At 60.3% G+C, this 2,218-nt stretch carries 2 protein-coding genes; both read right to left on the bottom strand.

The features are described from left to right. Positions 1 to 206: 206 nt before the first annotated feature. A complete protein-coding gene (locus HK108_RS18570; RefSeq protein WP_181272601.1) occupies positions 207 to 1,448 on the bottom strand; it encodes a type II toxin-antitoxin system HipA family toxin in 1,242 nt (413 codons plus the stop codon). Continuing rightward, entirely contained in the window at positions 1,445 to 1,738 is a 294-nt protein-coding gene (locus HK108_RS18565; RefSeq protein ID WP_139906987.1) for a helix-turn-helix domain-containing protein, read from the bottom strand. Before HK108_RS18565 ends, HK108_RS18570 begins: the two co-directional genes overlap by 4 nt. Between the last annotated feature and the right edge of the window lie 480 nt (positions 1,739 to 2,218).

The raw sequence follows: 2,218 nt of genomic DNA, 5'->3' as shown, positions 1-2,218 counted from the left end.
CCGGTGGAAACTCTGTCTCGAAGACGGTGTTTCCGGCGGGGCAACGAGATATAACTCTAGACCACCCCAGAGCCACCGTGCAAATCCAAAACCGACTTTCTCCACGTGACACCCACCACACACCCCCGGAACCACGCCGACCGCCCCTACGAAGAGGCAGGCTCGCCATCAGTCCTTGGCTCAACCGAGCCCGCACGCCCCGCGGTTCAGCTGACCGGGCGGATAGCTTTGCGCAGACGTGCGAGCTGCGTGTCGATGACGGTTCCCATCTCGGTGGTCTCTGCCCGTCGGATCCCGCGTTCTACAGCCAGCGACCTCCACCCTTCGACCGCGCTCACGACCTCATTGAGCACAGACACAGCAGTTGGCTTCGTCAGATGGCAGAGAGAGGCGAATTCGAGCAGCGCCTCCGCCTCGATCTCCGCGGACACAACGCCGTTGATCGCGGTCTGCCGTTCGAGCGCGGACTCCGGTTCCGGGTTGATGTCGAAAGCCGGGCTCAGTTGCCATCCCGCGTCCGCCCGTATGAAGCCATGGTTGCGCAAATGATCATCCGTATTGTGCAATGCAACTGAGAATGCCACTCGGCGATACAGTTCCGCACAGTCGCTGCGCCAGCGCCGGCTGTGGTCTTCGATAGCTTCGACGATATCGAGATAGTCACCGGGCTCCTCGTCTCGACGCCCGGCTGCTGTCATCGCACTCATATATCCGATCCGACGGCCGGTCGTACGATCGAACCTCTGCAGAAGAAGCACGGATCTCTCGTCGACGCTCAGCAACCGAGATGCAGAGGTATCGATTCCGGCCCTACGGGCAAGTTCGAGTGCCAGGCTCTCCCACGCGATGACGTCTCGATCGTCACCGGGTCGGGAGAACTTCGCAATCAGCAGTCGTCCCTCATCGTCCGCCACAGAAGCTTTGGGCCGCGCCCCTCCCAGAGACCCTGTCCCAGCGTCAAGAAGGCGCTTCACAGCCGTGCCCGACCCTTCTGCGGCACCATCAGCAGCCCGCTGCAGCTCGGGCAGGGAGAGTAGCTTAGGTACACGGCTCGTCGGGCTGAGGAAGTCCTCGTCAGCAGCACGACGAAATCGCAGAGCCCCTTGACGAGTGCGATCGCTGACTCCGAGCAGGAAGTCGATGTCGGTCAGGCGGCGATCACGGACGACGCCCTCGGCGACCTGCCGCCGATGCTCCTTCGCAACGAGGTTACGACCCCACCGGTCAGGAGAGCAGTCGGCGAAGGCTCCCGGCAGACCGGTTACGTTGAATGGGGCTGTCGACAGTGGGAGCTCTGGGTCGATGGAATAGGCCCATCGAGCTCCCGCGTACTCATCGGAGTATTTGAACGTCGTCGAGATATGCCGCCGTGCGATGTGGAAGTACGCAGTGCCGACGAATACCGTCGTTCCGCCCTGGTCCATCTCAACCCGGATCTGCTCACTCATCGACGGACCCTGTCTGGAAGCGTTTCAGCAGAGCGCAGTCTGCCGACGTCGGTGCTCAGAGGATCGAATGAGGCGGAAACGTGGTCGAGCTGTCCAAGTGCCTGCATAACCGACATCACTGCGCCGATTGATACCCCCGCGTCACCACGTTCGACTTTCTGGAGCGTCGATCGAGAGATGCCGGCCCGCTCTGCGACTTCGACAGCCTTCAACGACTGCATGAGTCGCCACCGACGAATCGCGGATCCGATCTCGGTGAGGCGGCGATCCACCTGGCGAGTGACGCTCATTTTGGCTCCTTATGAGTGCAATAAACACCATATGATTCATTAACGACTAGAATACGCGTCAGTAGACTACCCGGCAATGTTGATTTCGGGAGCATCGGTGGCCGGCTGCTGTCCGGTTGGACTCCACAAGATCTCTGAACGTCCGTGAGAACACCACTCTCAGTTGGCCGGCCACGAGCCGGAGAATACACGAATGACCTCGTCCGACTCCCATTGGGAGTTGGACGAGGCCATTTGCTACCTCCCCTAATTGCTACCTGACGGGGGCGCAGCAACCCCGCGCCAGGTAGCAGAACCCCCGTCAGGTAGTAATAAGCACCGGGCATCCCACCCACACGTGAACACACACGAATGCACCGGTTCGTGAATACAGTAATGGCCCCGCCCAAAAACTGGACGAGGCCATCACCACTAAAAAATATTGCGGCAGTCACTTACTCTCCCACAACCACCAAGTTGCAGTACCATCAGCGCGAATGG

This window comes from Brevibacterium sediminis (assembly GCF_013623905.1).
GTDB classification, from domain to species: domain Bacteria; phylum Actinomycetota; class Actinomycetes; order Actinomycetales; family Brevibacteriaceae; genus Brevibacterium; species Brevibacterium sediminis.
The sequence above is the reverse complement of the archived record's forward strand: the minus strand, read 5'-3'. Positions and strand labels throughout refer to the sequence as shown.